This window comes from uncultured Bacteroides sp. (genome assembly GCF_958445495.1).
Classification (GTDB): Bacteria; Bacteroidota; Bacteroidia; order Bacteroidales; family Bacteroidaceae; genus Bacteroides.
In genome coordinates, this window is record NZ_CAUCSQ010000017.1 from 25869 (window position 1) to 50284 (window position 24416).

Here is a 24416-nt window from a genome sequence, read left to right on the forward strand (position 1 = left end):
TCCCTTTAACCGCATGACCGCTTCAAACTGCCAACTCTTTTCTTCCTCAATTGACAGCCGCCAGCACCGTTTCGCTGTAATACCTCTCGGTCACACCATGATATGTTTCACTGTAATCCTCAATCACAGTCAGCCTGTTTCCGGAAAACTCCAAGGCAGCCCATTCATCTTCCAGCCAACTTTCTCCCCAGGCATAACAAATCGTCTTATCAGCCTTATTTTTCCATTTCCACTTCGCCATATCCACTGTTCCGTCCTTATAATAGACTAAATAAGTCCCGGCCTTCGAGAATAATATCTGAAGCGGAAATGCCGTAAGTTCCTCCATATTGCCATCATCATCGGGAGCATAAGGATTTTCCGGCGTCATTGTAGCATCATAAACCTTCTCGCCGTTCACATACTCCACATCACGTACGGACACAATATTCCAGGTACGGCACAATTGATTGTTCAGCTCATCATCTTCCAGTTGCTCCTCCTTCTCGACTTCCAAAGAGACAGACTCCGTTTCACCCGCCAGCGTAAGTTCAAACCCCGCTATGATATCCCCTTCATAAATAATCTCCAACGTCCCGAAATTTTCCAGATGAAGGATGTTCCCGTCTTGAGTATATTTTCCATAGATAATATATCCGTTTACATTCCGCGTAGACGCAACTCCGGAACCATTACGCAAGAAAGAAGGACGACCGTACTGCCCGCCTGCCGACAAGCTCCGCACCGGGGAATTCTGTTTTAACTCTATGATGTAATTCCCGCTTGCCCCCAATTCTATGGATTGATATTCGCTTGAAGCGTTCGTAACATTATACTTACCGCTTATTCCTTCATAAGGAGACACCCCCAGACTGACACCCTCGTCGTCGTCACCGCCGCAAGACGTAAAATTTACTCCCAACGCGACCAAACAAAAGAAAAGAGAAAAATACTTTAACCATCCCATAACAAACACATATTTTGCCTATGGCCCCCTCTTTAGGCATTTTCTAAAAAGCATAGTGCAGGGACCTCTCCAAGAGGCATTTAGCCCTTATCGACACATACTGTTTACCTAGGACAAATATATCAATATATCCAAATACGGGAAAACCGGTTCCTCCGGACATCTGAGTAGAATGCCCTTATCTACGCCTACCTGGTCAAAATAAATGAGTGAGAGATTCAAAAAAACGCCTGGCAAAACGAACCCGAAATAGAAAAACGAACCCCTCCGCCACCCATAAAGCAGCCTCAAGAAAATCCCCTTATTTGAACCCTCATTCAACGAATATCGGGTAAAATAAGGGGATGATTCTTCTAAAAAATTCCAAACCGGAAGATTATCAGTCCTTAGAATCTATTTCCGGACAACCTCACCGGACAAGGCGTGCCGCCATGCCCATATAACCGTCAGAACAAACTCCACGCGACAGTCAGCCCTGCCATGACGATGGCAACCATGCTCATCAGTTTTATCAATATATTCAGACTGGGGCCGGATGTATCCTTAAACGGATCGCCTACCGTGTCCCCGACCACTGTCGCCTTATGGACTTCGCTGCCTTTACCGCCGAAATTCCCCTCTTCCACATACTTCTTCGCATTATCCCACGCACCGCCGGCATTCGCCATGAAGATAGCCAATACGAAACCGCTGCTCAAACCGCCGATTAACAGGCCGAGCACACCGGGAACGCCGAAAACAAGCCCCGTAAAGATAGGAGCGATAATGGCAATCAGGGAAGGCACGACCATCTCGCGCTGCGCCCCTTTCGTAGAAATAGCCACACAACGCTCGTAATCCGGTTCGGCCTCTCCCGTCAGAATTCCTTTAATCTCACGGAACTGGCGACGCACTTCATCTACCATATGCCCTGCCGCACGTCCCACCGCATTCATCGTCAAGCCACAGAACAGGAAAGCCATCATAGAACCGAGAAACATGCCCGAAAGGACTTTCGGATTCATCAGATTCACTTCATAATAATTCATGAAGTCGATAAACGTCGCATGTGCCACACTGACAGTCTCCCCGTTCGGGAAAGTCAAATCCGCATGTCCGAGACGAGTCAGTCCGATGCGTATCTCCTCAATATAAGATGCAAGCAAAGCCAGCCCCGTCAATGCGGCGGAACCAATCGCAAAACCTTTTCCGGTCGCAGCAGTCGTATTTCCGAGAGAATCGAGCGCGTCGGTACGTTTGCGTACTTCCTCGCCCAAGCCGGACATCTCCGCGTTGCCGCCCGCATTATCGGCAATCGGGCCATACGCATCCGTCGCCAAAGTAATGCCCAATGTAGAAAGCATGCCGACAGCGGCGATACCGATTCCGTACAGTCCCATGCCTATGTCAGTGAAATCGCCTGCGGCAGCCAACAGGTAAGAAGCGATAATGCCCACCACGACTGCAATGACAGGAATAGCCGTAGAAAGCATGCCCAGGCCGATGCCGGAAATGATTACCGTGGCAGGACCGGTTTTGCCGCTCTCGCTCAATTTCTGAGTAGGACGGTAAGACTGCGAAGTATAATACTCGGTGGAACGGCCAATCACGATGCCGACCAACAAACCGACCACCACGGCACAAGAAATCCATACCCAGTTCTGCAACTGCAAAAGCCACAGAATAAAGAAAGTGGCAATCACGATAAGCACGGAACTCAGGTTCGTGCCGAATGCCAATGAGCCCAGCAAATCCTTCATCTTCGCATTTTCTTTCGTGCGGACGGCGAAGATACCTATGATGGAAAGGATAATCCCCACAGCGGCAATCAGCATCGGGGCAATGACAGCCTTAAACTGCATCGCCGTATCCGAAGAATGGATAAAGGCGGCGGCTCCCAATGCGGCGGTCGCAAGAATCGAACCGCAATAAGATTCGTACAAATCGGCGCCCATGCCTGCCACATCGCCGACATTATCCCCCACATTATCGGCAATCGTCGCCGGGTTGCGCGGGTCGTCTTCGGGGATTCCCGCTTCCACCTTTCCTACAAGGTCGGCTCCCACATCGGCAGCTTTCGTATAAATACCGCCTCCCACACGGGCAAAGAGCGCCTGGGTGGAAGCTCCCATACCGAAAGTCAGCATCGTGGTAGTAATGACACAAAGTTTATGAGTCGGCGACAGCGCATCGGCGGGAATCACCTCATTCAGCAGCAGATACCAGAAAGAAATGTCAAGCAAGCCGAGTCCGACCACCACCAGTCCCATTACCGCACCGCTCCGGAAAGCGATTCTCAATCCGGCGTTCAGCGAACCCCGTGCGGCATTTGCCGTACGTGCCGACGCATAAGTAGCCGTCTTCATTCCGAGAAAGCCGGAAAGCCCGGAAAAGAAACCGCCCGTCAGGAAAGCGATGGGAACCCATGCATTCTGGACATGGAAACCATACGCCATGATTGAGAACAAAACAACCAGCCCCAAGAACACGCAACCGACAATCTTATACTGTTGTTTCAGATAAGACATGGCGCCTTTGCGCACGGCAGCGGCGATTCTTATCATTTGGGAAGTGCCTTCGCTCTCTTTCATCATTTGCTTATGGAAGTAATAAGCAAAACAGAGGGCCAACACGGAAGCGGCTGGAACCAGCCAGAAAAGAATGTTGTCCATAGATTCAAAATTATTAAAGGGTTTACGGTCGCTAAAAGTATGGAAACCAATCGTAAAAAGCAAGTAAAGAAGAAAGAATTTGTTTGTTTTTCATACACGGCGCCATCAAAAGGCAATGTCTTTTTCCGTTTATATGAGTGCAACGGGCATCCCCACCAACCGTTTATATATAAACATCCTTTTGCGGATATGCCGATATATAACTATCCGTATGGAGTATCTGGTTTAGTTGACATATACCGGAAATAAGGTGACAAGCACAAGAAGTTCCGTATGAAAAATGCAACGGGCGGATATCCCTGCCATAAAAACCGGTTATTCCGGAACACTGTTGTCCCCGTCATGCGAAAAGCCCGGAATACATCGCCCGCCAGCAATTATACGATACCCCCGCCGCCCCTCCTGCCGTTGCAATAAAGGGAAGCTTTCAGATTATACGGTATGAACATACCAACCTTATCCAGTGTAATGACAACTTATGCAGGAATTACAAAGGGGATAAGTAAACTTATTTAGTTTTTTAAAGATATCGAGTAAACCAATTTAGGCATAACAAGCAAAGTTGTCAACTAAATCCAGTACAGTACACCCCTATCAGGCAATTATCGGTTTCCACTTATTGGAACTATAGTTTCACCTGATAGAAACTAAAGTTTCAATAGAAAGAAACTACAGTTTCAACCGCCAGAAACTAAAGTTTCCAAACTATGGAAACTACAGTTTCTCGGTGTGGAACAAACAGTTTCAAGCGGTGGAACCTATCGTTCCTTCATAATGAACCGGACGAAACGACACGACGCATCCCCAAAACGGCTGTCCGCCGGTTCATATCCGGATACGGTTGTCCATATTCATTTATTTTTTTACCCGGCCCGCACCGGCCATTCCCGACCGGAATCCGGAAATCCCGGATGGGGAACGCCTTACAACTTACCATAAAAAAGGAAACCGCCCGATGCGCCCGTAACCGGAACCGCATGAGCAGGACAAACGGGAACCGTTTCGTTCCCATTTATCATATAATTCGGCACAAGCATCGAATTCCGGGTTGTACATAACGAATTATCCTTATCTTTGCGGTGTCTCCTTATGACCGAAAACAAACTGATACCTAATATTATTTATCTTAAAAAAACCATGAAGAAACTATTTGCACTACTAATGGCCTGTTTTACACTGGCGCCGATGAATGCGCAGGAAAAGAACGTTATCCGCATCACAACGGACAACACGGACTTAATCCTCCAGGTGGCCCCGAACGGACGCCTTTATCAAGCTTACCTCGGCGACAAACTGCTGAATGAACGGGACATCGACCATTTCTCTCCTTATGTGAAAAGCGGCAGTGACGGAAGCGTATCCGCCCGCGGTTGGGAGGCATATCCGGGGTCCGGCGCAGAAGATTATTTCGAACCGGCCGTAGCCATCACCCATCATGACGGCAATCCGAGCACCGTCCTCCGCTATGTCTCCTCCGGGCAGAAAGCCGTGACAGGCGGAACAGAAACGGTTATCCGACTGAAAGACGACCAATATCCGGTGGAAGTCACCCTGCATTATATCGCTTACCCGAAAGAGAACGTCATCAAAACGTGGAGTGAAATCAAACACAATGAAAAGCGTTCTGTCACCCTGTGGCGCTATGCTTCCGCAATGCTCTACTTTTCAGGGAATGAATATTACCTGACCGAATTCAGCGGCGATTGGGCGAAAGAAGCGCAAATGAGCACGCAGCCCTTGCGGTTCGGAAAGAAAGTAATCGACACCAAGCTGGGAAGCCGCGCCGCCATGCACGCCCACCCGTTCTTCGAACTCGGCATCGAACAACCGGCACAGGAGGCACAGGGTCGCGTGATGCTGGGCACTATCGGATGGACCGGGAACTTCCGGTTCACCTTCGAGGTGGACAATGCGGGCAATCTCCGCGTAATCCCCGCCATCAATCCTTACGCATCCGACTACGAGCTGAAAGCGGACGAGGTATTCACGACTCCCGAATTCATATTCACGTTCAGCAACAACGGTACGGGTGAAGCCAGCCGTAACCTCCACGCCTGGGCGCGCAACTACCAACTGAAAGACGGACAAGGAGACCGCCTTACGCTGCTGAACAACTGGGAGAATACTTATTTCAACTTCAATGAAGAGCTACTCTCCGGACTGATGAAGGAAGCCAAACATCTCGGTGTAGACATGTTCCTTCTGGACGACGGCTGGTTCGGTAACAAACACCCGCGCAACAGCGACAACGCCGGCCTGGGCGACTGGGAGGCGATGAAAGCCAAACTGCCCGGCGGCATTCCCGCTCTTGTAAAATCCGCCAAAGAAACCGGAGTGAAATTCGGTATCTGGATTGAACCGGAAATGGTGAATCCCCGGAGCGAGCTATTCGAGAAACATCCCGACTGGGCTATCAGGCTGCCGAACCGGGAGACTTATTATTACCGGAACCAACTGGTACTCGACCTGAGCAATCCGGAAGTGCAGGACTTCGTTTTCGGCGTGGTAGACAATATCCTGACCGGGAATCCGGAAGTGGCTTTCTTCAAATGGGACTGCAACTCTCCGATTACGAACATCTACTCTCCATACCTGAAAAACAAGCAGGGACAGCTTTACATCGCCCATGTACGCGGCATCTACAACGTCCTGAAACGTGTGAAAGAGAAATACCCGGACGTGCCGATGATGCTCTGCTCCGGCGGCGGTGCGCGCTGCGACTACGAAGCCCTGAAATATTTCACGGAATTCTGGTGCAGCGACAATACCGACCCGGTAGAACGTTTGTTTATCCAATGGGGATTCTCGCAAGTTTTTCCGGCAAAGGCGATGTGTGCGCACGTGACTAGCTGGAATAAAAAGACTAGCGTGAAGTTCCGCACCGACGTAGCCAGCATGTGCAAGCTCGGTTTCGACCTTGGGCTGAAAGAGCTGGCCCCGGACGAACTGGCTTTCTGCCAAAACGCTGTCGCCAACTGGAAACGCCTGAAGAAAGTAATCCTCGACGGTGAGCAATACAGGCTGGTTTCGCCTTACGACGGCAACCACATGTCGGTGATGTATGTCTCTCCGGACAAGGGCAAAGCTCTTCTTTACACTTACGACATCCACCCACGATACGGGGAGAAACTGCTCCCGGTGAAATTGCAGGGACTGGATGCGAAGAGGATGTACAAAGTGAAAGAAATCAACCTGATGCCGGGCAAGAAGTCCAATCTGGCTGCCGATGAAAAGACGTATTCGGGAGATTATCTGATGAAGGCGGGGCTTCATGCTTTCACGACGGAGCAGACTTTCAGCCGCGTGATTGAACTGACTGCCGAATAAAGGACTAATAACCGGACAAAAATTTGGCTAGTCTTAAACAACCGTTGCAGTTTTCGTACAGAAATAAAAGAATGAATGCACCATAAAAAGGGAGTGTGTCGAAACTAAAATGAACACTCGAAGCAGTTACAGAATCTAACTGATAAACATAAAAATAGCCGTATCATTACTCAAAAACAGAGAGTTGATACGGCCTTTTTATTGCCGATAAAGAGCGCCAGGTTTCAGATAAAGAGCGCCAGGTTTCAGATAAAGAGCGCCAGGTTTCAGATAAAGAGCACCGGGTTTCAGATGAAGAACGCCAGGTTTCAGATAAAGAGCGCCAGGTTTCAGATAAAGAGCGCCAGGCTTCAGATAAAGAGTGCCAAGTTTCAGATAAAGAGCGCCAGGTTTCAGATAAAGAGCGCCGGGTTTCAGATGAAGAACGCCAGATTTCAGATAAAGAACGCCAAGTTTCAGATAAAGAGCACCGGGTTTCAGATAAAGAGCACCGGGTTTCAGATAAAAAGTTCATTTCCCCTAAAATTGAATTCTGATACACTCCCTGAAAACAGCCGAGAGGGGAAAGAGTCCCAGCATTCCACTTCGGGAAAAAGCGGTTTCCAGATTGAACCGGCTGACCGCCTCCCCCCCCTTCAACGGCGGAAAGGGACTGTATTAAAACCCGTTCCGCCGCAATTGTTTTTTCATCCGTTCACAGTCCATTTGGCTATCAGGCTTTTCAAATGCGCGCTATTTATCGGTTTGGGCAAGAAATCGCTACCTCCTGCCTGCAGCGCGTTCACTTTGTCTTGCTCGAAGGCAAACGCTGTGGTGATAATAATCGGAATTTCCTTATCTTGCTTGCGGATAAGAGCCGTAGCGGTCAACCCGTCCATAACCGGCATCTTTATATCCATCAGAATCAGGTCCGGATTCCATGACCGGTACATTTCCACCCCTTCCTTCCCGTTTTCGGCATGTTGCAGCTCATAGTTTTTACGCAGGATGGAAGCGAGCAGAAAGTAGTTGCTTACATTATCTTCTACAATCAGGATACGCGGCTTACGGATTTCTCCTCCGGCAGTTGCCGGGACGTGGGAATTGCCGGAAAACAAGCCGGATTCGTCCGAAGGCGTATCATCCTGTTCCGGACATATCCAAGGAAGGGTAAACCAAAAGGTGGAACCCGCTCCCTGTTCACTTTCCACACCGATATGGCCGCCCAACTGCTCTATGATGCTTTTACAGATAGACAAGCCGAGCCCGGTTCCCTGCACGAAATCGTTCAGTTTGACAAAACGTTCGAAGATGGAGCCAATCTTATCGGAAGGGATGCCTGTCCCCGTATCGGTGACATAGAAACGGAGCATGTTGCCGGGAGCAATCTCATATCCCAACGTGATACTTCCCCGGAAGGTAAATTTCAACGCATTGTTCACAAAATTGGTAATGACTTGCGTCAAACGATTCTTATCGCCGTGCAAATGGCACTCATCCCGACACCCGCCCCGCAACAGGCTGACATTTTCAGGAACTTTCATCCGGTAAGACAGGACAATCTCATCCATCATCCGGTTGACGTCTACATCCCCGAAAACAAAATCAAACGTGCCGGCTTCTATTTTAGACAGGTCGAGAATATCACCGATAAGTTGCAGCAACAGCTCCGTATTTTCACGGACAATCACCATATATTCCAGGCGCTCGCTTGCCTTTTCCGTATCCACCAGCAAATCGGCAAATCCTACGATGGCATTAAGCGGGGTGCGTATCTCATGGCTCATGTTGGCAAGAAAGGCACTTTTCAGGCGGTCCAGAGTTTCGGCACGGTTTTTCGCTTCGATGAGTTTTTCTTCCATCTCTTTCAGCTCGGTGATGTCGTAATTGATGCCGACCAACTCAATGATGCCTTCCTCCGGGCGGTAATCCCTGACTAAAAGGTTGGCGCAACTCCACGTATAGCTGTCATTCTTCCGGCGGATACGGAGATTCTCGCGAAACTTCCCGGATGTCCCCCTCCGGGCTTCTTCCAGAAAAGCGTTTATCTTCCTGCCATCTTCCGGATAAATAAATTCGTGTGAGGCGAACAGTTCTTTCAACGGCTGGTCTTTGGAAGCGCCCATATTCAGATACCAACTGTCGCTGGCATACCCTTCTTCCTGAATGAGGTCATACCGGGCATATCCCACCTTGGCATAGTCGCCTGCAAGCGAGAAGAACTCCTCGAACTCCATAATGCGGCTTTGGGCATTCCGGGTTTCGGTATTATCTATCACCAGAATGAGGTAATTGATTATTTTTCCTTCACTGTTGTGCAACGGCATTATCTTGGTAATCAACGCGCGCGTCCCTTTCTGAGGCGTTTCATAGTAATCCGCCATCTTATCAAAACTGTAATTGAAAGAAAGGTCGATGGTTCCGCCGAGACGGATTTGGTCTCTCAGCTCCTTATTGGCAAGCGGGTGTTCAAACAGGTTGATGCCCAACAAATCTTCCTTTTTTGCAACCCCGAATATTTCAGCATCTTTGTCATTGACTTCTATCAGCACGCCTTCCGCATTATAGAGTTCTATCCCGGCAGGTATGCAGGACAAAAGCCACTTGAAATACTGGTGTTTGTTTTCGGCCTCTTCAATGGAATATCTCAATTTCAAACAAATACTGATTATGTTGGCTATGGAGGTAAACCAAAGGGATTCGTCTTGCTTCCACAAAGGCTTGTGCGTAACAAATTCGATTCCCATATATCCCCATACTCCGCCGTCGGACAACAGAGGAAGAAGTATGACTGAAACCACGTTCCTGTCTTTCATCCACTCAAGCCTCCTGCCTCCCTCAGGCGGTATGTCCGCTATATCCGACATAATCGGAATGCCCGCCGTCAACTTGCCATACCACCAGTCTGACCGGTCAATGAGGTCGCACGTATTTTCATGGCGGACGGAATTATTTTCTTCCCTGCCCACTTCATATATACAGTTCTCGCCGGCATCATTCTTCCCGAACTCTATAATATAGGTATAGTCAGCATCAAACCGGGTCAATAATTCTTTCAGTATCATGCGGATAGCCACAGCCGTATTCTTCTCCTGCAGAAAAACAAGCAACGCTTCGGATACGGACGTTTGCCAGTAGAGCATACGCTCAAGGCGTTTGCCCCAACCGGATTCCATATAGTTCGCTTCTTCCCTGCTCAATAGCTGCAACATGCCTGTACGCCGGTTAGCGCCCTGCCCGCCGGCGGCGCGCATGAGCACCCAGACTTTTCCTTCAGGCGTGATGACGGGGAAACGTTGTTCGGCTGCCTTGCCGCTGTCTTTATCAAACAGGCCGGAATCATCCAGCAGGCCCCGGTATTCCTCCGGGAGCAGCTCGCGGAAGTTACGGAAAGAAATCTCATTCTCACCGCCAGCCAACCCTAACAACCGGGATACAAAATCAGACAGAATATACGCTTCCTTATCATAGTCGGCTTCCCACCAGCCTATATTTGCCGTGGATATCACCTCTTCCCAACGGGAACTGTCTTCTCTAATCTTATTATTCATGATAACATCTTTTATTTCCATTCCCTTGAGATTTCAAAAACACCTTCTTCTTTGAGGCGAAAGCCTCTGCCCGGCAATCCAATCGTGCTTGAAGCCGCCAAAAAGCAGTTGAACCGCTAAGCGGACATACTACTTTCCAAAGGTCCGTATTAAAATCTATAAAAAAGAAAGATTTAATAGAAAAGAAAGTCCATTTATTGCCAATAATGTCCAATTATTGATACATTTGTAATGTTTAACGTTTACAGGGTCCCGATAGTGCTCCGTATTATCAACAAAACAAAATATGAATGATATAAAATGCCGTGAAATACGATGCGGAACAGCATTGGAACTTATTACTTGCATTGACTGGTCTACGGACTTCGCCTGCAAAGAGAACATGCCTTACGATAAACTGGAGCCTGCTGTCGGCCGCTCGTTCAGGATGGACGGAAGCGTATTCATATTGTGTATCAGGGGGACGCTGACGATAACGCTGAACACGGACAGATATGTGATAAAAGCAAACGACATGATTGTGTTCCTGCCTCATAGTTTCATAAAGGTCAACGCTATCTCGCCGGACACTCTAATCTCTTTTTCGGGTTTTTCTTCTGAAATCGCCGCAGACGGCAACTTTTTCCGGACGTTTCACCAGACAATACCTGATTTCCACCATTCGCCGGTTCTTTCGCTGTCTGCTGATATGGCGTCTTTCTTCCAACAGTCTTTCTCCTTGTGGAGGAAGCTGTACACGATACCTGAAATCATCATGGACAGGAATATGGCAAAAGATATCATGCACACCTCTTTCCACATCATTCTCCGCCTGTACAAGCAGCATGCGGCTACCCGCAGGCTCCGGAAAGAAATGATGCCCCGGACCCACCACCAAACCGCCCATTCGTTCGTCCGCTTATCAATGCAATATTACGCTTCCGAACATAGCCTGATTTTTTATGCCGGCAAGATGAATATTTCCGTACCGGGATTATGCCGCATCGTCAAAAAGGAAATCGGAAAGACCCCGCAGGAAATCATTTCTTCCTTTATTATCGCAGAGGCGCAAACACAATTGAGAACAACCGGCCGCTCGATTAAAAATATCGCGGCTTCTCTCGGCTTTTCCAGCTCGACAAGCTTTTGCCGCTTTTTCCGGAACAAGATGCTGGCAAGCCCTCTCGAATACAGGAAGGGAATTTCTGCCACGTGATATGTCCGGCCGCCGCTTTTCCGGACTAAAGGCCCGGTCTCTCGAAAAAAGTTGCAGCTATACCGTAACGTTTTACGATATAGCTGCCATTAATGTTAAAGAGAGAGAATTTATAATATAAGCACGGTCTCACGACCCTCCTGATATTCGCTATCCGATTTCTTTATTTATTAGACGCACGGGAAACGGAATCACTGCATTCCAAGAGTCCTTTTTTTAGTTAAAGAATAAAAAAAGGGGTATGCAGAACGCCATTTCGGAAAAGACGGACTTCCGTCCGGGAACCCGGCAGCCTCATCTTCCATAAAAAAACCCGTATCATTACTTTGAAGGATGCAATGCACTCCGGAAATTTTGTGTCCGGCTTTCGGGATGCACTCCGGTAAAGCGTGATACGGCTCTTTCGCATTTATCAACTGCAATCTATAACTTTTCAGAGCGCCCGGTTCAGTTTCGCGCACCCTTCCTTTTTTTTAAAACATCTGACTGACACGCTCAATCCCCGCCACCAGCGCATCGATTTCCGATTTCGTATTGTACATGGCAAACGAAGCTCTCACCGTTCCTTCGATGCCGAGCCGCTGCATCAAAGGCTGCGCGCAATGGTGTCCTGTGCGGACGGCGATGCCCAGGCGGTCCAGCAATGTGCCCAAATCAAAATGGTGGATGTCTCCCACCAGGAAGGAGATGACGGCTCCCCGTTCGGCCGCTTCACCGAATATGCGCATTCCGGGTATCTCTTTCAGGCGTTGCAAAGCATAAAGGGTCAGACTGTGCTCGTGTTCCGCGATTTGTTCAATGCCGTATCCGCTCACATAGTCCAGGGCTTTCGCCAGTCCGGTCGTACCGATGTAATCGGGCGTGCCGGCCTCAAACTTAAAAGGAAGTTCATTGAATGTCGTTTTCTCGAAGGAGACGTGCCGAATCATTTCTCCTCCTCCCTGGTAAGGCGGGAGGCGTTCCAGCCACTCTTCTTTTCCATAGAGCACGCCGACCCCGGTCGGACCGTATATCTTATGTGCGGAGAACACCAGGAAATCGGCATCCAAATCCTGCACATCCACTTTCATATGGGGAATGGACTGGGCGGCGTCTGCCAGAAGAGGCACGCCGTGGGCATGGGCGACAGCCGCCATCTTTTTCACCGGATTCACCGTACCCAGCACGTTTGACACATGGGCTACACTGACAATCTTCGTACGTTCGGAGAATAATTTCACGTATTCGTCCAGCAGAAGTTCTCCTTTGTCGTTCATCGGAATCACTTTGATGACAATCCCTTTGCGGGTCGCCAGGAGTTGCCAGGGGACGATGTTGCTATGGTGTTCCATAACGGAGACAATCACTTCATCGCCTTCTTCCATGAACTCGTCTCCGAAACTGGAAACGAGCAGGTTGATGCTTTCCGTGGTTCCCCGCGTGAAGACTACTTCATTCGTGCTGCGGGCATTGATGAACCGGCGCACCGTCTCGCGGGACGCTTCATGCAGCTCCGTAGCTTGCTGCGAAAGGTAATGCACGCCGCGGTGTACGTTTGCATTGACGGAATAGTATTCGTCGACCAATGCATCGACTACCAGGCGGGGCTTTTGGGTCGTGGCGCCGTTATCGAAATAGACCAACGGCTTGCCGTACACCGTGCGCCCCAATATCGGAAAATCCTCACGTATCTTTTGAATATCCATCTTGTTCTTTATTATCATTTACAGATTGCACATCCCTGGCATTTATTCAACTCGCCCCGGAAACGTTTCTCGACCAACAAGTGCAGGCGGTCTTTCAACGCATCCAGCCGAATCGTATCGATAACTTCATTGACAAAGGCGAACATCAGGAGCAGGCGGGCTTCTTTCTCGTCAATCCCGCGCGAACGCATATAGAATAAGGCGTTTTCGTCAAGCTGCCCCACTGTCGCCCCGTGAGAACATTTCACATCATCGGCGTAAATCTCCAGTTGGGGTTGCGTGTACATTCTCGCGTCGCGCGTAGCGCAGAGGTTCCGGTTGGTCTGCTGAGAGTTCGTACGCTGGGCGCCGGGACGTACCAGCACCAGCCCGGCAAAAGCTCCTACCGCCTGTTCGTCAAGCACGTACTTGAACAGTTCGTTGCTGGTGCAATCCGGAACGGCGTGGTCAATGCTCGTATGGTTGTCCACGTGCTGGTTTTTATCGGCGATTGCCATGCCGCAAAGATTGATTTCGGCGCCTTCCCCGCCCAGCATCACTTCGGTGGTGTTGCGGGTAGTGCCGTTATGCAATGTCATGCCGTTCAGCAACACATTGCTGTGCGCCGCCTGCCTGACGTACAAATTACTGAAACGGACCGTGCTCGTATGTGTCTCTTCCAGCTCGTACATATCGAATACCGCATTCTCGCCGACGAAGACTTCTATCACTTGCGTCGCAAGGAAATTCACATTGTCCATCGCGTGGTCGCAAATCAGCAAGCGTGCCTGCGCGCCTTCTTCCAGGACAATCAGCACCCGGCGGTTCACCATAAAGTTGACATCCGCACGAAGGATATTCACCAACTGGACCGGTTTTTCCACAATGACATTCTTCGGCACGTAAAAGATAACGCCGTCTTGCGCAAAGGCGGTATTGAAAGCGGTCACTCCGTCGCCGGAGGTATCCGCCAGCTTGCCGTAGTATTTTCTCACCAACTCCGGATGCTGCAAGGCGACCTCTTTCAAGCTGCCGAATATGACTCCTTCCGGCAGATGTGTTTTCGGAAGCGCCTTATTATAGAAAGCGTCATTGACTACAAAGTACAAGGCGGTACTCATGTTCGGCACATCACACTTGAACACTTCATACGGATTGACGGGAATGGACAGGCGGTTCAGGTTCAGCCCGAAGTCCGGCTCAAAGAATTTGCTTACATCCGTATATTTGTACTTCTCCAGCTTGCGGGTCGGGAATCCGAGCCGTTCAAAATCGGCGAAAGCGGCGGCACGGGGAGCATTCAGCGCTTCCGCACTATGCTTGCAGATGATGGCTTCCGTCTGCGAGAAGAGCTCTATGTATTGTTGTTCCGCATTCATCGTTATTCTCCCAGTTCTTTCTTAATCCAATCATATCCTTTCTCTTCCAGTTCCAAAGCCAGTTCCGGACCGGCAGTCTTTACGATACGGCCTTTATAAAGCACATGCACGATGTCCGGCTTAATATAGTCAAGCAGACGCTGGTAGTGGGTAATGACGATGGTGCTCGTCTGGGGAGTCTTCAATTTATTGACTCCTTCCGCCACAATGCGCAATGCGTCGATGTCCAGTCCGGAGTCGGTCTCGTCAAGGATGCTCAAACGGGGTTCCAGCATCGCCATCTGGAAAATCTCGTTCCGTTTCTTTTCACCGCCAGAGAAACCTTCGTTCACCGAACGGTTGGCCAGCTTATTGTCCAGCTCGACAACCGCACGTTTCTCACGCATCAATTTCAGGAACTCGCTGGCGGTCAGTGCGGGCAAACCTTTATATTTGCGTTGCTCGTTGACGGCGGCACGCATAAAATTCACCATGCTCACTCCCGGAATCTCCACCGGATACTGGAAGCTGAGGAAAATGCCTTCATGGCTACGGTCTTCCGGACTCAGCTCCAACAGGTTTTTCCCGTAAAAGGTAACCGTGCCTTTCGTTACCTCAAAAGCCGGATTCCCCACCAGAACGGAGGAAAGGGTACTCTTACCGGAACCGTTCGGCCCCATAATCGCATGTACTTCGCCCGGTTTCACCGTCAGGTTGATGCCTTTCAATATCTCTTTGCCATTGATGCTGGCATGCAGGTCTTTTATTTCTAACATCTTTCTATTTACTATTTTGTCATTTTACTATTCTTATCCAATCACCCCACGCTTCCTTCCAACGAGATAGTCAGCAGTTTCTGCGCTTCCACCGCAAACTCCATCGGAAGTTTGTTCAACACTTCTTTCGCATATCCGTTTACTATCAGCCCGATGGCGTCTTCCGTCGAGATGCCGCGCTGATTGCAATAGAAAATCTGGTCTTCGCTAATCTTGCTCGTCGTGGCTTCATGCTCTACCACTGCCGTCTCGTTATGGATATCCATATAGGGAAAGGTATGCGCCCCGCATTTGTCGCCCAGCAGCAGAGAGTCGCACTGGCTGTAGTTACGGGCATTGTCCGCTCTTTCCGCCACGCGCACCAGCCCCCGGTACGAGTTCTCGCTATGTCCGGCGGAGATGCCTTTGCTGACAATGGTGCTCCTCGTATTCTTGCCGAGATGAATCATCTTCGTACCCGTGTCTGCCTGCTGGTAGTTGTTGGTTACGGCAACGGAATAAAATTCAGCAGTCGAATTATCGCCTGACAGGATACATGAGGGATATTTCCAGGTTATCGCCGAACCGGTTTCCACCTGGGTCCAGGACAACTTGCTGTCCACTCCTTTGCAATTGCCGCGCTTTGTCACAAAATTGTAAACGCCGCCCTTGCCCTCGGCATCTCCCGGATACCAGTTCTGCACAGTGCTGTATTTCACTTCCGCACGGTCGTGCACGATAATTTCCACAATAGCGGCATGCAGTTGGTTTTCATCCCGCATCGGAGCCGTACAGCCTTCCAGATAAGAGACATAAGAGTCGTCGTCAGCCACAATCAGCGTACGTTCGAACTGTCCCGTATTGCGGGCGTTGATACGGAAATAAGTGGAAAGCTCCATCGGGCAACGCACTCCTTTGGGGATATATACGAAAGAACCGTCGGAGAACACCGCCGAATTCAACGCGGCGAAGAAGTTGTCGCGGTATCCCACTACCGAGCCGAGGTATTTCTTTACCAGGTCCGGATGTTCCCGCACCGCTTCACTGAAAGAGCAGAAAATGATTCCTTTCTCCATCAGGGTTTCTTTAAAGGTGGTCTTTACAGAAACCGAGTCCATGACGGCATCTACGGCCATCCCGCTCAAAGCCATCTGCTCTTCCAGAGGAATTCCCAGCTTATTGAAGGTTTTTATCAATTCGGGGTCTACCTCATCCATGCTTTTCGGCCCTTCTTTCTTCCGGGTGGGGTCGGCATAATACGAGATGGACTGATAGTCAATCTCCGGGATACGGAGATGCGCCCAGGAGGGCATCTCCAGCGTCAGCCAATGGCGGTATGCTTTCAGCCGGAACTCCAGCAGCCAGTCCGGTTCATTTTTCTTCGACGAGATTAAACGAATCACGTCTTCATTAAGCCCACGCTCAATGATGTCTGTGTGCACTTCCGTAGTGAAGCCGTATTTATACTTCTCCTGCGTCAGTTCCTTTACATATTTATTGGGTTCTTCTTGTTGCATCTTTATTCTCTAATATTTGTTGCGTCATATTCTTTGCAGCAGGAAAAAAGATTCCTGCAAATGTTTCCATCGGATAATATAACAAAGACTCGTTCTTTTTTGTTGCGCTGATTAACTTATTATCGCTATCCAGCAACTCTATCAGGCAAATGCACAGGCTTGTCAACAACAGGAATTTCAACGCTCCCAGTCCACAGCCGAGCCAGCGGTTCAGCCAGTCCAGCGAAACGGCTTTCATCGCTTTTGTCAGCAATGACGCCGCCAATAAGAATATCAGCGGGACAGCTATCCAAATCATTATGAAAGCCAACACCTGTGCAACGGTCATTGAATCCGTCACTGCCGGGCAAAGTTTTTCGGCCAGAGCGGCATATAAAGTCTTTGCCGCCAGCAAACCGACGATTAATCCCAGAATAGATGCCAACTGGCGGATGAAGCCTTTCATGAAGCCCATGACCGCCCCCGCACCTGTTATAACAAGGATAATGATATCAATTGTCGCCACGTCTTAATATTTTAAATCATGAATCCGGAATTATGAATCTGCCCAAGGCAAAAGACAGCACGCCAGGGTGATAAAACAATAAAGTGGTAAGGTGGCGTCCTGCCTGTCACAGTACCACATTACCACCCATATATGTTACGGCCGTCATTCGGTCAATGACCTTATGCTTCTACAAATCATCATTCATGAATCACAATTTATAAAGTTTGCTTCACTTCTATTTCTTCGAATGTCTCGATGATATCGCCTATCTTCATATCGTTGCAGTTTACCAGGCTGATACCGCACTCGAAATTCGTACCTACTTCTTTCACATCGTCCTTGAAGCGTTTCAGCGCATTGATATTGCCGGTAAAGATGACAATACCGTCGCGAATCAGGCGTGCCTTGTCGCTCCGTTTCACTTTTCCGGTCTTCACCATCGCACCGGCAACGAGTCCCACCTTGGTGATGTTGAAGACTTCGCGCACCTCGACGGTGGCTGTAATCTGCTCTTTCAGTTCCGGAGCCAGCATTCCTTCCATAGCGGCCTTCACTTCTTCTATCGCGTCATAGATGACAGAGTATTTGCGGATATCGACTCCTTCCTGCTCCGCCATCTTGGCGGCAGCGCCCGAAGGACGTACCTGGAATCCGACGATAATCGCATTCGAAGCGGCAGCCAGAGAGACATCCGATTCGGAAATCGCTCCCACGCCCTTGTGAATGACATTCACCTGAATCTGTTCTGTGGACAATTTAATCAACGAATCGCTCAACGCTTCTACAGAACCGTCCACATCACCCTTGACGATGATATTCAATTCCTGGAAGTTGCCCAAGGCAATACGGCGGCCCAACTCGTCCAAAGTCAGAATCTTCTGCGTGCGCAAGCCTTGTTCGCGTGCCAGTTGTTCGCGTTTGTTGGTAATCTCGCGGGCTTCCTGGTCGCTTTCCACGACGTGGAACGTATCGCCTGCGGCAGGAGCGCCGTTCAATCCCAGAATCAATGCCGGTTCGGCAGGCCCCGCTTCTTTGATACGTTGGTTACGCTCATTAAACATGGCTTTCACACGCCCGTAGCTGGTTCCCGCAAGCACGATATCGCCCACTTTCAGGGTTCCGTTGGACACCAGTACCGTAGCTACGTAACCGCGTCCCTTATCCAGGGATGACTCGATAATGGAACCTGTGGCGTTCCGGTTCGGATTGGCTTTCAGGTCGAGCATCTCCGCTTCCAGCAGTACTTTCTCCAACAAGTCTTCCACACCGATGCCTTTCTTGGCTGAAATATCCTGTGACTGGTATTTGCCTCCCCATTCTTCAACAAGGAAATTCATCGCGGCCAGTTCTTCTTTAATCTTATCCGGATTCGCTGTCGGCTTGTCCACTTTATTGATGGCGAATACGATAGGCACGCCTGCCGCCATCGCATGGTTAATCGCTTCTTTCGTCTGCGGCATCACATTGTCGTCGGCCGCCACAATGATGATGGCGATATCCGTCACCTTCGCACCGCGGGCACGCATGGCCGTGAACGCCTCATGTCCCGGAGTATCGAGGAAAGTGATACGGCGGCCGTCTTCCAACTGTACATTATAAGCACCGATGTGCTGCGTAATGCCTCCGGCCTCACCGGCAATGACATTCGCCTTACGGATGTAGTCCAGCAAAGAGGTCTTACCGTGGTCGACATGTCCCATTACCGTAACAATCGGAGCACGCGGCTGCAAGTCTTCCGGAGCATCTTCCTCTTCGACGATGGCTTGCGCCACTTCCGCGCTTACATATTCGGTCTTGAAACCGAATTCCTCCGCCACCAGATTGATAGTCTCCGCATCCAAACGCTGGTTGATGGAAACCATAATGCCGATGCTCATGCAGGTAGCAATGACCTGGTTGACGGAAATGTCCATCATCGTAGCCAGCTCATTAGCCGTAACGAACTCTGTCAGCTTCAAGATTTTGCTGTCTGCCATTTCCTGGTCTTCCAGTTCCTGCATGCGGTTGGAAACCATTTCACGTTTTTCCTTACGGTATTTGGATGCTTTATTCTTGCCTTTGGTAGTCAGGCGGGCCAGCGTTTCCTTTACCTGCTTTGCAACGTCTTCCTCGCTCACCTCCTGCTTGATAACCGGCTTCTTGAAACGGTCTTTATTGTTTCTCCGGCCGCTGTTGCCGCCCTGGTTGTTGCCGCCGTTGTTACCATTGCCGCCTTTGCCCTGCGCATTCGGCTTCGGTGCGGCGAATCCGGAAGCGGCGACGTTATTGACGTCTACCTTCTCCTTATTAATACGGTTCCGCTTTTTCTTATTATTGCCGGCAGTGTCCGCATTATCTTTCGCGCCATTCTTTGCGAGTTTGGTGTCGTCTTTGCGGATTTCCTTAATAATGGCCTCCTTCATCAGTTTCTTCTGATCCTGACGGATTTTCTCTTTCTCTTCACGCTCGCGGCGTTTCTCTTCCTTCGATTTCTTCTTTGGACGGGTAGACTGGTTCAGTGCTGCCAGGTCTATCTGCCCAATCACATTGATTCTCGCGCCCAATTCCGGCTGGCGAATCTTGAATATCTCATCCTCCTTAGAAGCTTCTTTTTCTTCTGGAACGACTTCTGCCGCTGGTACTTCCACTGTATTCTCCTCTTTTTTATGTTCTTCCGCCTTCACTGGTGTCTCTACCTTCTTCGGCTCTTCTTTAATCATTTCTTCCGCCACCGCTTTCTCAACGTCTGCCGGTGCCGGTTCCGCTACCTCCGGCTCCGGTTGCTTCACCACTACAGGTTCAGCCGGAGACGATGGCGCCGCCGTCTCTTCTTTCTTCACCTCAGGCTCTTTCTTTTCGGGCTCTTTCTTCACTTCCGGCTCAACGGCGGGACGTTCCGCAACCGGACGTTCTACAGCCGGGCGTTCCGCAACAGTCTCTTTTTTCTGTTCCGGCTCTTTTTCTACTTTATCAGTTCTACGGCCGTTTAATTTATCTAAGTCTATTTTACCGACAGGTTTAAACTTCGGACGTGCATCCTCAGGTATGACTGTCTTGATCACATCCTCCGACTTCGGTTTTTCCGGCTGTCTCTGAAAGCCCTCAATCGAAACCGACGCCTTATTACGCTCCTTATTCTGGCGTTCCTGGATGAAACGCTCCGATTCAAGTCTAAGGTTCTTATCTGTACTAAACTCTTTTACGAGCATAGCGTATTGCTCCTCGCTAATTTTGGTATTAGGATTAGCCTCTACGGTGTACCCTTTCTTTTGCAGGAACTCAACTACCGTCGCGATTCCTACATTCAAATCTCTTGTAACTTTGTTTAACCTTATCGTCATATTTTAAAATAATGAATTAATGTGCCAACGGCAAATATGCCCGTCGGCTACGCAGTGAATAGCGAATAACAACAAAGCCCGGCCGAAAAGGTTATTCCTGTCCTCCCGCCGGCACATCGGCATACCGCCGCATTATTATTCCTCTTCAAACTCCGATTTCAAAATGCGTATTACCTCGTCCACCGTCTCTTCTTCCAAATCCGTCTTTTCAATCAGCAGCTCACGAGGCGCATTCAACACGGCCTTCGCCGTATCAATGCCAATAGCCTTGATTGCATCAATCACCCATCCGTCGATTTCATCCCTGAATTCATCGAGATAAATATCTTCATCAGCCACGCTCTCATCCAACTCACGGAACACGTCGATAGTGTACTCAGTCAACATACTGGCCAGCTTGATATTCAAACCGCCTTTACCGATAGCCAACGAAACTTCTTCCGGCTTGAGGAATACTTCCGCTTTCCTCTCTTCCTCATTCAAACGGATGGAAGAAATCTTTGCCGGGCTCAAAGCACGCTGTATAAACAATGAAATGTTCGACGTGTAATTGATTACGTCGATGTTCTCATTGCGAAGTTCACGAACAATACCATGAATACGACTTCCCTTCACTCCCACACAGGCGCCTACGGGGTCGATTCTGTCATCGTATGATTCCACCGCAATCTTGGCCCGTTCGCCGGGGATGCGGGCAATCTTCTTGATGGTAATCAGACCATCATTGATTTCCGGTACTTCCATCTCAAACAGGCGTTGCAGGAAAACGGGAGAAGTGCGCGACAAGATAATCTTGGGATTATTGTTCTTATTGTCCACGCGGGCAACCACCGCACGGGCCGTCTCTCCCTTGCGATAGAAATCACTGGGAATCTGCTCGGTCTTAGGCAGCAGCAATTCGTTTCCTTCATCGTCGAGAAGCAACATCTCTTTCTTCCAGATCTGATAAACTTCCGCATTGATGATTGTACCTACCTTATCTATATATTTGTTATAAATACTGTCTTTTTCCAGTTCCAGAATCTTGGAAGCCAGCGTCTGGCGGAGATTCAGGATAGCACGACGGCCGAATTTGGCAAAGATTACCTCATCCGTCACCTCTTCGCCCACTTCGTAGGAAGCATCGATTTTCTGCGCCTCACTCAACGAAATCTGCATGTTCGGGTTTGTCAAATCTTCATCGGCCACAACTTCACGGTTACGCCATATCTCGAAATCCCCCTTGTCCGGGTTCACGATTACGTCGTAATTCTCATCGGTGCCAAACATTTTCGCGATTACGCTGCGGAACGACTCTTCAAGTACGCTAACCATCGTCGTTCTATCGATATTTTTCAGTTCCTTAAACTCCGAAAATGTATCAATCAAGCTGATTGTTTCTTCTTTCTTAGCCATAACTATTTAAAGCTGATTAAGTATTTAGTATATTTTATTTGCTCATAAGCGAAGGTTTCGTCCTCTTCCACCAGTTTCGGACGTTTGGCTCCCTCCGGTTTCACCTTTTTCTGTACGGTCACCGTAAACTTCTCTTCATCGGCATCTTTCAGGATACCCGTCAGCTTCTGCCCGCCTACGGTCATCACTTCCACTTCCTGCCCGATATGGATGTAATACTGTTGCAGTACTTTAAAGGGCTGTCCGATACCGGCCGACCCCACTTCCAGTTCATAATCTTCCTCTTCACGGTTCAGTTTCGACTCGATGTAGCGGCTAAGCTCCACGCAATCTTCAATCCAAACCCCTTCCGCATGGTCTATTTCAACCACAATCTTGTCGTCCGGGCTCACGGTTACCTCTACCAGAAAGTAGTCTTTTCCTTCCAGCCACTCTTCAACAATCTGACAAACAGTTTTCTTTTCTATCATTTATTAGCTATTAAGAACAAAAAAAGGAGCTTAATCGCCCCTCCACCTTTCATCCGTTTTCGGACGCAAAGATATAAATAATCTATTCGACTACAAAACATTAAAGAAAAAAAGTATGAATTAACAGTGCGATATTCGTATCTTTACGCCGCAATTAAAAAAACAGACACTATGGCACATCGTCTCAACACTAACAAACAGTTCATGGTAGGCAATGGGATTCTTGCTTTCGCCGTCATTTTCGTCGTCGTTATTTTTATCTACATGAGTATGCGGCTGCAACGGGAAAAGCAGGAGGAACGGCATTTCATCGAAACTTATACGATTAGCCTGGTAAAAGGGTTTGCCGGAGATTCCATTTCCTTGTTTGTCAATGACAGCCTTATTTCCGACAAAACCATCACCCGAGAACCCTATACCGTAGAAATAGGCCGTTTTGCAGAACAAAGCGCCCTGTTGATTGTGGATAACAAAACGGAACTGGTATCGACTTTCGACCTCAGCGAGAGGGGCGGGACCTATCAGTTTGAGAAGGAAGAGGACGGGATTAAGCAACTGGCGAAATAATACGGGCAGGACCCACTGCGGACACAGTTCATATTTCCGTACGGAATTTCCTCAATTCCCCTCTCAAAGCCAATGCTTTCCCCTCTGTGAACTGATTCAAAAGCGACCAGAAACGTTCGCCATGATTCATTTCACGGGTATGGCATAATTCATGCAGAAGCACATAGTCAATCAGACGGGAAGGCAACAAGACGAGATAGTAGGATAAATTAATATTCTTCTTTGCCGAGCAGCTTCCCCATCTTCCCCGGCTGGAATTTATCTTTACGCCGGCATAAGGCAGCCCGCACGCTCTGGACAAACGTTCCAAACGCGGCGGAAGAATACTCTTCGCATTCCGGCGCATCGACTCTTCAATGACTTTATGCAACCAGCTTTGCAGTTTACCATCCGTAAAATCGGCATGAGGCGGACAAATTATTTCCATGACCCCTAACCGGGAATTGGCAAGGAAGCTCTCTTTCTCACCGGAGACCAAAGACAATTTAAAATGTTCCGCATCAATCTTATAGTCTAAATCAATCAAAGGACGAGCCGCTCTTTGCCGGGAAGCCAGCAGCTTGCCACGCAAATCCTCAATCGCCTGTTTCACTTCTTTCACCGTAGTGCCCGGAGGAACCGAGACATAAACAGCATCGCTCTTTGTCCGGAACACGAGACTTTTCGCACGCGGATTGACACGCACTATCAAGCACCCCAATTCATCATCTTTTATAATCTTTTCCATTGTTGTCTTCTCCAGGCTGTCATTACAAAAGCCGGCATTGCAAAAGTAATAAAAAAGAAGATACCGGCGAAAAAACTGAGGTAAGATGCCATTTTCTGAAGACAGTTGCAACGACACAGGAATCGATGGTTCCGGCAATATCGCACCGCTTGCGTAAACTGCCATAGAAGGCAATGTAACCGTAAGATTCAAGAAAAACGTCACGATATGGCAAGGCAGGCAGGATATCAGAATTTCCTCATCGGATTGGAATAAACCGATAATCAACGGGATTGGGAAACATCAGTTGCCATGCAAGCGGAAACCGGCCGCCCGTGCGGGCAGAAGCAGCGATATCGCTTATAGAAGGCATCTCCGGGAAACCGGCGCTCTTCGAAAGAAAATACGGCAGATGACTGATTATCATCATAAAAGGGCTACTGCATCACGCGGTAGCCCATTTATTTAGTTAGTTTTAATCTAAAAATTTGAGAGAATTGAAAACTTCACAGTTTCGCCTTCGTTGTT

At 49.0% G+C, this 24416-nt stretch carries 16 protein-coding genes; 3 read left to right on the forward strand and 13 right to left on the reverse strand.

Annotation, left to right across the window (positions count from 1 at the left end; genetic code table 11):
• Positions 1–46: 46 nt before the first annotated feature.
• Together Q5076_RS07825 and Q5076_RS07830 are read right to left on the reverse strand one after the other, a co-directional pair.
• On the reverse strand, positions 47–946 hold the full coding sequence (locus tag Q5076_RS07825) for a hypothetical protein (RefSeq protein ID WP_303012221.1): 900 nt from the start codon (positions 944–946) through the stop codon (positions 47–49).
• 446 nt (positions 947–1392) lie between these two features.
• Positions 1393–3597 carry a sodium-translocating pyrophosphatase gene (locus Q5076_RS07830; RefSeq protein ID WP_303012222.1) on the reverse strand — a complete coding sequence of 735 codons (2205 nt, stop codon included), beginning with the start codon at positions 3595–3597 and terminating at the stop codon, positions 1393–1395.
• 1137 nt (positions 3598–4734) lie between these two features.
• Here Q5076_RS07830 and Q5076_RS07835 point away from each other — a divergent pair.
• Positions 4735–6924: an alpha-galactosidase gene (locus Q5076_RS07835; protein WP_303012223.1), complete on the forward strand. Its 2190-nt coding sequence runs from the start codon at positions 4735–4737 to the stop codon at positions 6922–6924.
• Positions 6925–7090: 166 nt separating this feature from the next.
• On the opposite strand, the gene Q5076_RS07840 is transcribed toward Q5076_RS07835, so the two are convergent.
• Positions 7091–7438, reverse strand: coding sequence for a hypothetical protein (locus tag Q5076_RS07840; protein ID WP_303012224.1), 348 nt, complete (start codon positions 7436–7438; stop codon positions 7091–7093).
• A 172-nt stretch (positions 7439–7610) separates the two neighbouring features.
• Positions 7611–10475 (reverse strand): PAS domain-containing hybrid sensor histidine kinase/response regulator, encoded by a 2865-nt coding sequence (locus tag Q5076_RS07845; protein WP_303012225.1) that lies wholly within the window; start codon positions 10473–10475, stop codon positions 7611–7613.
• A 265-nt stretch (positions 10476–10740) separates the two neighbouring features.
• Here Q5076_RS07845 and Q5076_RS07850 point away from each other — a divergent pair, with 265 nt between their 5' ends.
• Positions 10741–11649 carry an AraC family transcriptional regulator gene (locus tag Q5076_RS07850; RefSeq protein ID WP_303012226.1) on the forward strand — a complete coding sequence of 303 codons (909 nt, stop codon included), beginning with the start codon at positions 10741–10743 and terminating at the stop codon, positions 11647–11649.
• Positions 11650–12122: 473 nt separating this feature from the next.
• On the opposite strand, the gene Q5076_RS07855 is transcribed toward Q5076_RS07850, so the two are convergent.
• The 8 genes from Q5076_RS07855 to rimP all read right to left on the reverse strand — a co-directional run bounded on the left by Q5076_RS07855 (position 12123) and on the right by rimP (position 22615).
• Positions 12123–13334 (reverse strand): aminotransferase class V-fold PLP-dependent enzyme, encoded by a 1212-nt coding sequence (locus Q5076_RS07855; protein ID WP_303012228.1) that lies wholly within the window; start codon positions 13332–13334, stop codon positions 12123–12125.
• Positions 13335–13348: 14 nt separating this feature from the next.
• Complete coding sequence (gene sufD, locus Q5076_RS07860; protein WP_303012229.1) at positions 13349–14692, reverse strand: Fe-S cluster assembly protein SufD; 1344 nt, start codon at positions 14690–14692, stop codon at positions 13349–13351.
• A 2-nt stretch (positions 14693–14694) separates the two neighbouring features.
• Positions 14695–15447 (reverse strand): Fe-S cluster assembly ATPase SufC, encoded by a 753-nt coding sequence (gene sufC, locus Q5076_RS07865; protein WP_303012231.1) that lies wholly within the window; start codon positions 15445–15447, stop codon positions 14695–14697.
• Positions 15448–15488: 41 nt separating this feature from the next.
• A complete protein-coding gene (gene sufB / locus Q5076_RS07870) occupies positions 15489–16943 on the reverse strand; it encodes a Fe-S cluster assembly protein SufB (protein WP_303012233.1) in 1455 nt (484 codons plus the stop codon).
• Positions 16921–17448, reverse strand: a complete 528-nt coding sequence (locus Q5076_RS07875) for a CvpA family protein (protein WP_303012234.1) — start codon at positions 17446–17448, stop codon at positions 16921–16923. The genes sufB and Q5076_RS07875 overlap by 23 nt, the downstream gene beginning before the upstream one ends.
• A 197-nt stretch (positions 17449–17645) precedes the next feature.
• On the reverse strand, positions 17646–20750 hold the full coding sequence (gene infB, locus Q5076_RS07880; RefSeq protein WP_303012235.1) for a translation initiation factor IF-2: 3105 nt from the start codon (positions 20748–20750) through the stop codon (positions 17646–17648).
• Positions 20751–20885: 135 nt separating this feature from the next.
• The gene (nusA, locus tag Q5076_RS07885) at positions 20886–22145 is read right to left on the reverse strand and encodes a transcription termination factor NusA (protein ID WP_303012237.1); all 1260 of its coding nucleotides are present in this window, start codon (positions 22143–22145) and stop codon (positions 20886–20888) included.
• A 2-nt stretch (positions 22146–22147) separates the two neighbouring features.
• Positions 22148–22615 carry a ribosome assembly cofactor RimP gene (gene rimP / locus Q5076_RS07890; protein ID WP_303012238.1) on the reverse strand — a complete coding sequence of 156 codons (468 nt, stop codon included), beginning with the start codon at positions 22613–22615 and terminating at the stop codon, positions 22148–22150.
• 171 nt (positions 22616–22786) lie between these two features.
• On the opposite strand from rimP, the gene Q5076_RS07895 reads away from it, so the two are divergent.
• The gene (locus Q5076_RS07895) at positions 22787–23182 is read left to right on the forward strand and encodes a hypothetical protein (protein ID WP_303012239.1); all 396 of its coding nucleotides are present in this window, start codon (positions 22787–22789) and stop codon (positions 23180–23182) included.
• 28 nt (positions 23183–23210) lie between these two features.
• On the opposite strand, the gene Q5076_RS07900 is transcribed toward Q5076_RS07895, so the two are convergent.
• On the reverse strand, positions 23211–23909 hold the full coding sequence (locus tag Q5076_RS07900) for a SprT family zinc-dependent metalloprotease (RefSeq protein ID WP_303012240.1): 699 nt from the start codon (positions 23907–23909) through the stop codon (positions 23211–23213).
• Between the last annotated feature and the right edge of the window lie 507 nt (positions 23910–24416).